Source organism: Kitasatospora sp. NEAU-CNBT7 (assembly GCF_057220535.1).
Map to the genome: position 1 here is coordinate 1 of NZ_JBXQQB010000081.1, position 7,830 is coordinate 7,830.

The window sequence follows — 7,830 nt, forward strand, 5'->3', positions numbered from 1 at the left end:
TTGAGGTTGAAGTAGTGAGGTGATTATGGGAGTTGGAAGGTCAGGCCGGTCTCGGCGATGAAGCCGTCGATGGGGCGGGGACGGTACTGCGTTTTCTTCAGTCGGGTCCGGACCGCCGTGGCGAGCTGGTCGGTGGTGTGGGGTGCGAGGTTGGCCAGACTCTTCTTGAGGTGGGCCCACACACCCTCGGCGGGGTTGAGGTCCGGCGCATACGGCGGCAGGCGGAAGACGGTCAGCCACGAGCGGGTGGCGATCAGCTCGCGCATCACGCGGTCGGTGTGGGCGGTGGCGTTGTCCCACACCAGGACGAGCGGGCCGCCGAGCTGCTGGTGGGCTGCATCGAGCAGCCGGGCGAGGTCCTTCTCGCGGAAGCCCTTCTTCTCGCCCTTGCGGCCACGATGGACGATCATGCGGTAGATCAGTCGGGTCCGCGGGTCACCGGGCCGGACGCACACGAGCCCGGCGGGCGAGACGCGGCCGGAGCCCTTGCCGGTGACCTTCACGACGGGTGTCTGTCCCTTCCGGGACCAGGTGCGCGCCTTCGGAGGCCTCAGCGACTGGCCTGCCTCGTCCTCGAAGACCACCCACGCGCCCTGGTCCCGTGCGGTTTTCCCACGGCGGGCCAGGTCTCCTCCCGCCAGGCGGCCACCGCCGCGTCGTCGCGCTCCACCGGGCGATGCATCGGGACTTGCACGCTCCAGCCCATCCGGTGCAGGACCAGCGACATGCCCTTCAGACTGTAGGAGACCTTGAACAGCCGCTCGACCAGCACCGCGATCCGGGCCGGCGTCCAGCGCTGGTCCTCCGTCCAGCCGTGCGCGGCCGGCCCCCGCGTCAGCTCCGCCTCGAGCCGCTGCGGCTGCTCAATGTCCAACCGACACCGCGGGCCCTGCGTCCCCTTCGACACCAGCGCCTGGACACCGCCATCCCGCCACCGGGCTTGCCAGGCATAGACGGACTTCCGCGACACCCGCAGCCGCCGCGCGACCTCCGACGGGCGCACTCCCTGTTCGAACAACTCCGCGGCCTCGAAGCGCACCCGCTCCCGCTTCGCCCGCCCTACGGCGGTCAGCCCGCCGCCATCCGCATACCTCATACGCACGGAGTAGCGAAAGGATCATCATCTGTCACCCCCTCGCGACAACCTCAGAAGCCGCGGCGCTGGGGGACGCGGCGGTGGAGCCGGTACCGGTGGGGCTCGTGGCGGCTCCGGCGGCTGCCGCCGGGCATGACCTTGCGGATCGCCTTCACCAGGCCCGAGCGGTGGTCGCCGATCACGAGCCGGACCCCGCTCAGGCCGCGTTCGCGCAAGGAGCGCAGGAACTGGGTCCGGAACACCTCGGTCTCACTGTCGCCGAGCATCGCCCCCAGCACTTCGCGGCCGCCGTCCTCGGCGGTTCCGGTGGCGGTCACCACGGCCCGGGAGGCGATCTGGTGGTTCACCCCCGCCTTGCAGTACGTCGCGTCCAGGCAGACGCAGGGGAAGCGGACGTGGTCGAGCGGCCGGCTGCGGAACGCGGTCAGCTGACCGTCGAGGTCCTGGCAGATCCGTGAGACCTCGCTCTTGGAGATCCCGCTGTCCGCCCCGATGGCCTTGGCCAGGTCGTCGACCGACCGGGTGGACACCCCGTGGACGCAGGCCTCCATGATGACCGCGTACAGTGCCCGGTCGATCCGGCGGCGCCGCTCCAGCAGCACCGGGAAGAAGCTCCCCGACCGCAGCTTGGGGACCGCCGACTCCAGGTCGCCGACCCGGGTGGTCAGCGTCTTGTCCTGGTGCCCGTTGCGGAACGCGGTGCGCGTCCCGGCGTGCTCGTCCCACTCCGCACCGATCCTCGCCGTGGCCTCGGCCTCGATCAATTCCTGGAGCATCCGCTCGGCCGCCCCGCGGACGAGTTCCAGTCCGTCCGCCGAACTCAGTGCTTCCATCAGCCGAAGTAGGTCCTGCCGTGGAGCGGGCCACCGTGCACCTCCGTGTTGAACTGGGTTTTCTCTACGGAGAGTTGCACGGTGGCCCGCTCCACGGGCAGGGAGCGGAAACCCGCCTGCCACACGCCCCCGGGCGTACGCCCTCACGCTGATCGGCTACACCACTCGGCGGGACGCCATCCCGGGCAACACCCGGACCAGCCCCACAACCCGCTTCACGCGCCTCTGCCACCAGACGATCGACCGGACTCAAACCGACAGCTGCTGAAGATCACCAACAGCATCCGGAAAGTGATCCAGAACCAATTCTGCGGGAGCGTTGACAGCGCCGAAGCTCCGTTGTCGGTGGACGACTCGCGGGGTCATCAACCACAACGGAGCCTCATCCGCTTCGAACATCCATGCCAACAGGAACGATCCAAGATCAACTAACTTCACGTCACCCTGCGAGGATCCCGGCGTTGTTCGGCTGGGCAGGTGGTCAACCAGAGGTGATGGTGATCTGCGGGGAACCGGTGGTGTCGGTGGTCGGGCCGGCAGTGGTCCCGCCGAACTGGGTGGCGACCAAGCTGGCGCCGCCGCCACCGCCGGCGCCTCCCAAGTTAGCTGCGGTAGAGCTCATACCAGCACCACCCGCTTCGACACCCCCGCCGCCTCCGCCGCCTCCACCGCCGTGGTCAGAAGCCGCGCTCTGCGCGTCGCCGCCAGTGGTACCGCTCCCGGCGGCGTCTCCCGTGCCAGCCGCGGTCGAGGTCCCCGCGCCACCGCCGATACAGTTCCCTACGGTCTGGCCTGCCGCACCGCTGGCACCGCCCTTCCCGGAACTGGTTCCCATGAAGACGCCTCCACTGCCTGCTCCGCCGCCTGCAACGATGACGGGTGTTTGGGGAGTGGGACTCGCACCGATGTCACTCGTGCCGGGCGACGTGGTGTATACGTCGGTCATGCCACCGCCGCCTCCGCCGCCGGACGCATTGCCCTGGTCTGTGTCACCGCCCTTGCCGCCGCCGTTCCAACCGCCCGCTCCCCCCGCTCCCTCTGCTGTGGCGTTGGCTCCGTTGCCACCGACGTCGACGATCAGGGTGTCACCGGGCTTGATCGCATCGTTCGGCCCAACAGGGATGTTGTCCATCTTGACCCGGGCCCCCCGTCCTCCGTCGGAGGCGCTGTATCCGGCGCCCTGACCGCCATGGCCACCCACCGCTTCGATCGTCAGCCACGTGGCATTCTGGGGTACCCGAAACGTCGTCCGCCCCGTGGCTTCGAAGACTGTCTTTGCGGTTGGGGGGGTGGGGGGGGTTGGGGGGGTGGTGTAGGAGATGGTGACAGAGGCGGGTGTGTATGCCGGGGCCACCGAGGCGGTACCACCGACGGGGACAAGGTTGGATCCGCCGCCGCCGCCCGCGCCCGCAACGTGGGAACCGCTGCCGGCGGCAGTCCCTCCCGCGCCGCCCCCCTTGTAGCCGCCGCCGCCGGCGCCACTGTTGCCGTCGGCGGTGGCGCCGGTCGTGGTGGCTGCAGCCCCGGCCTTGCCGCCGGCCGCGGTGCCCATGGAGGTCTGCACGCCCTGGCCGTCCTGGCCTCCGCCGCCGCCGTTGCCTCGGAGGCTCCCGGCGGCCGGAACGGCGGTGTCGCCTGTCGTACTGCTGCCGCCACCGCCGCCACCGCCAGCCACGAGGACACGGGAGCCATCGGTCGTAGCACTCTGGGACATGGGGACGGTGCGGATGTCGGAGGCACCGCCGCCCGCGCCACCGAACTCGGAAGACGGCGTCCCTCCTCCGCCGTTCCATCCTCCGGTCCCAAAACGGCCGTTGCCGCCGACCTCGACGAAGATCCGGTTGGCAGGCTTTACAGAGTCATTCGCACCGACGGGGATGGCAGCGTCGACCACCGCCCCCGCCCCTCCCAGCCCCTGGGTTCCGTCATAGCCGCTTCCACCCGTGGCGGTGACGTGCAGGCTGTTCACGCCGACGGGGACGAAGAACTGCTGTTCCGCGCCCGTGGATGTGTATGTGCACACGACCTGCGAACCGGCCTTCTGTACGCAACCCGCCGGGAGCGGGCCGCCGGTGGGGGTAGCTGCGCACGCGGCGCCGGCGAGGGCCAGGGGGAGGGCCAGGGACGTCGCGGCGACGAGAGCCAGAGACTTACGAGTCAGCATGAGGTGCGGCCACCTTGAGTCGAAGGTAGTGGTGTGCGGCCCCGTAAAGAGGCGCGGTTCGTGGATACTGCCATCGCCCAGAATGCCCGTCCGGCCGCCCGCTCGGTCGGTCGGACGGGCGGAGTGCCCGGTTGACCTCTCCTTCCCCTGACTAGCCCACTAGCGGCAATACTGGTGATTTAGGTTGTTTTGTTGCGTTTGGAGTGGGCCCTGGTCGGGGCGATCAGGCGCACGGCTGGTGGGTGCGGCCGGGGCGGGTTGTGGTGTTCGGTTCGCTTGAGTGCCCAGTTCGACATCTTGCGTTTGATCACGCGCGGATTGGATCGCAACTGCCTTGCAGGCAGGAGTCGTTCGGTGATCTCACGCAGGGTCCGGGTGGTGGCTCTGGCGAGTCGGGAGGGGGGAAGCGCCGCCTGTCCGGTGATGTGGCGGCGGACGATGCGAAGGGTGCGGGTGAAGGAGATCCGGTCCGGGTCGTGTCCGTCCCGCAGCGCCGCCCGGTGCATCAGGTCCCGCAGTGCGTGGTGGACCAGCAGGAACGCGAAGATCTCCTGCTCGACCCCGGACGGGTGCTGGGAGCGCAGGACGAGCTGCGGGCAGCCCTGGTGGTTCTTGATCTCGTCGAGGGTGTTCTCGATCTCCCATCGCTGGGCATACAGGGCCGCGAGCTCGGTGGCCGGAGCCTCGGCGGGGTCGAGAATGCTGGTGATGAGCCGGTAGACGGTGCCGTCTCCGTCCTCGCTGCCGAGTGTGTACTCGACGACCCGCACCCGCTCCGGGTCCGCACGCCGGTAGTGGTCCCGCGCGGCGACGATCTCCGAGAGGTAGGAGCCGTCCTCGAGCGTCTCGACGACCGGCAGCACGACCGCGCTCCGCACCCGCCACAGCAGATCGGCGCCGCCGGCCTTCGCGGCCCGCCACAGGTCCAGGCCGCAGAACCCGCGGTCGGCAAGCAAGTGAAGTTCCCCCTTGATCTTGGACAGCGGGTTTCTACGCTGCGGGGGGGGGGGGTGAAGTCGCGCTGCAGACTGACCCGGGTTTCGAGCGGGGTGAGGTACCCGAGTTCGGGGTGTCTGCGGAGCCGGGTGCGGTTGTATTCGACTTCGATGAAGCGGAAGATGTCGGCTCGGGCCTGGGCTCGGGTGGCCCACGCTGTGGTGCCGATCTCGGCCTTGAACAGGGCGAACCAGCTCTCCGCTGCGGCGTTATCGTAACAGGATCCGACCCTGCCCATCGACTGTCGCATTCCCAACTCGCTTATCACCGTGCGGAATTCACCGCCGATGTATTCGCTGCCGCGGTCGGTGTGCATGATGCAGCCCGCCTCCAGCTGTCCGCGTCCGGCCGCCAGCCGCAGCGCGGCGACCGGGAGCTCGGCCCGGTGGTGGTCCGCCAAGGCCCAACCGACCACCTCCCGCGTTGCGAGGTCGATGCAGGTCGCCAGGTACAACTTCCCTTCCTCGGTGATCAGTTCGGTCATGTCGCCGACCAGCCGCATCCCGGGTCTGGGTGCGGTGAAGTCCCGGCCGATCAGGTCGGCCGCGAACACGGCCCGCTTCGCCTGCCGGGTCAGGCCCCGGCGTCGGCGGCGGGTGATGCCGGTGATGCCGTGCGCACGCATCAGCCGCTCGACTCGTTTGCGGTTGACCGCACGGCCGGCCCGCGCCAGGGCGGCGTGGACTCGGGGAACGCCGTAAGCGCCGCGCGAGCCGGCATGCAGGACCTGGATCTCACCCGCCAGCTTCTCCTCGGCCCGCTGCCGGGCCCGCCGGGCCGGGGCGGTGGCGACGTGCGCGTAGTAGGTGGAGCGCGGCAGGCCCAGGACGCGGCACAGCAGTGCCACGCTGAAGCCGCCGGAGTTGGTGTCGGTGGCCTTCTCCGCGTCGATGAAGGCGCACAGGGCGCCTACTTCAGCGTGTCCTGCGCGAAGAAGGCCGCGGCTTTTTTCAGGATCTCGATGGTCTGCTGCTGTTCCCGGTTCTGCCGCCGCAGCCGGGCCAGCTCCTCGCGTTCCGCGCTGGTCAGCGCCCCGGCCGGGCCATCGCCCCGGTCCGTCTTGGCCTGGTCGACCCAGCTCCGCAGGCCCTCGGCGCTGACGCCGAGATCCCGGGCCACTTCGGTGATGGTCCTGTCCGAGGACAGCGCGAGTTCGACCGCGTCCCGCTTGAACTCGGCCGTGTACCGCTTGCTCCTGTTGCTCTGCTTGCTCACCACCTGGGCTGCTTCCTCCGGGACCGTCCGTCCCAGTATCAAGCTGTCCAGGTCAGCGGGGGAACCTCAGGCTGGCAACTCCGCTTGGGCTTGAAGCGGTCAGGCACGGCCGCTCATGGGTCAGCCGTCGATGGCGGGGATCAGGTTGGTGGTGCGGAGTTCGTCGAGTTGCCAGGGCAGACAGGAGCGTTCGCCGAGGGTTGCGCCGAGTTCGTGGTCGGTGGGGGTGGCGGGCGCGGGCAGCGGCCGATGCCGGCCGCGGCGGGCCGGTCGGGTACGCCGTCTTGGCGCCCTGCTGCAGCGGGGCGGCCACACCCCTGAGCACGTGCCCTCTGACGCCCTCGCCCGAGCCGAGCCGAGGCTGTCCGGCGCCTCACGGGCTGGTGCGGATTGCTCCGGCAAGGCGACGCAATTGAGGTTGAAGTAGTGAGGTGATTATGGGAGTTGGAAGGTCAGGCCGGTCTCGGCGATGAAGCCGTCGATGGGGCGGGGACGGTACTGCGTTTTCTTCAGTCGGGTCCGGACCGCCGTGGCGAGCTGGTCGGTGGTGTGGGGTGCGAGGTTGGCCAGACTCTTCTTGAGGTGGGCCCACACACCCTCGGCGGGGTTGAGGTCCGGCGCATACGGCGGCAGGCGGAAGACGGTCAGCCACGAGCGGGTGGCGATCAGCTCGCGCATCACGCGGTCGGTGTGGGCGGTGGCGTTGTCCCACACCAGGACGAGCGGGCCGCCGAGCTGCTGGTGGGCTGCATCGAGCAGCCGGGCGAGGTCCTTCTCGCGGAAGCCCTTCTTCTCGCCCTTGCGGCCACGATGGACGATCATGCGGTAGATCAGTCGGGTCCGCGGGTCACCGGGCCGGACGCACACGAGCCCGGCGGGCGAGACGCGGCCGGAGCCCTTGCCGGTGACCTTCACGACGGGTGTCTGTCCCTTCCGGGACCAGGTGCGCGCCTTCGGAGGCCTCAGCGACTGGCCTGCCTCGTCCTCGAAGACCACCCACGCGCCCTGGTCCCGTGCGGTTTTCCCACGGCGGGCCAGGTCTCCTCCCGCCAGGCGGCCACCGCCGCGTCGTCGCGCTCCACCGGGCGATGCATCGGGACTTGCACGCTCCAGCCCATCCGGTGCAGGACCAGCGACATGCCCTTCAGACTGTAGGAGACCTTGAACAGCCGCTCGACCAGCACCGCGATCCGGGCCGGCGTCCAGCGCTGGTCCTCCGTCCAGCCGTGCGCGGCCGGCCCCCGCGTCAGCTCCGCCTCGAGCCGCTGCGGCTGCTCAATGTCCAACCGACACCGCGGGCCCTGCGTCCCCTTCGACACCAGCGCCTGGACACCGCCATCCCGCCACCGGGCTTGCCAGGCATAGACGGACTTCCGCGACACCCGCAGCCGCCGCGCGACCTCCGACGGGCGCACTCCCTGTTCGAACAACTCCGCGGCCTCGAAGCGCACCCGCTCCCGCTTCGCCCGCCCTACGGCGGTCAGCCCGCCGCCATCCGCATACCTCATACGCACGGAGTAGCGAAA

6 protein-coding genes and 2 pseudogenes are annotated in these 7,830 nt (G+C 69.8%); all 8 read right to left on the minus strand.

What is annotated here, in order from left to right; genetic code table 11:
- Positions 1–23: 23 nt before the first annotated feature.
- Positions 24–1,096, minus strand: a protein-coding gene (locus AC2TEW_RS37855; RefSeq protein WP_484627739.1) for an IS630 family transposase whose coding sequence is annotated in 2 segments (ribosomal slippage) — positions 24–613 and positions 613–1,096 — 1,074 coding nt in all. Because the reading frame shifts where the segments join, the coding sequence is not laid out codon by codon here.
- Between the two features lie 119 nt (positions 1,097–1,215).
- Positions 1,216–1,929 (minus strand): annotated as a pseudogene (locus AC2TEW_RS37860) (IS256 family transposase); the annotation flags it as partial.
- Positions 1,930–2,410: 481 nt separating this feature from the next.
- A complete protein-coding gene (locus tag AC2TEW_RS37865) occupies positions 2,411–4,093 on the minus strand; it encodes a glycine-rich protein (RefSeq protein WP_484627740.1) in 1,683 nt (560 codons plus the stop codon).
- A 179-nt stretch (positions 4,094–4,272) separates the two neighbouring features.
- On the minus strand, positions 4,273–5,049 hold the full coding sequence (locus AC2TEW_RS37870; protein ID WP_484627741.1) for a transposase: 777 nt from the start codon (positions 5,047–5,049) through the stop codon (positions 4,273–4,275).
- Between the two features lie 92 nt (positions 5,050–5,141).
- Positions 5,142–5,993 (minus strand): annotated as a pseudogene (locus AC2TEW_RS37875) (IS3 family transposase); the annotation flags it as partial.
- A 5-nt stretch (positions 5,994–5,998) separates the two neighbouring features.
- A complete protein-coding gene (locus tag AC2TEW_RS37880; protein ID WP_484627742.1) occupies positions 5,999–6,304 on the minus strand; it encodes a transposase in 306 nt (101 codons plus the stop codon).
- Between the two features lie 120 nt (positions 6,305–6,424).
- Complete coding sequence (locus AC2TEW_RS37885; protein ID WP_484627743.1) at positions 6,425–6,619, minus strand: hypothetical protein; 195 nt, start codon at positions 6,617–6,619, stop codon at positions 6,425–6,427.
- A gap of 120 nt (positions 6,620–6,739) precedes the next feature.
- Positions 6,740–7,812 (minus strand): IS630 family transposase gene (locus AC2TEW_RS37890; RefSeq protein WP_484627739.1). Its coding sequence is split into 2 segments (ribosomal slippage): positions 6,740–7,329 and positions 7,329–7,812, totalling 1,074 coding nucleotides; the frame shifts between segments, so codons are not numbered across the junction.
- Positions 7,813–7,830 lie beyond the last annotated feature (18 nt).

Bases quoted from the DNA above. Each gene is read 5' to 3' on its own strand.
- AC2TEW_RS37865 (WP_484627740.1), bottom strand. From the start codon at position 4,093: ATGCTGACTCGTAAGTCTCTGGCTCTCGTCGCCGCGACGTCCCTGGCC.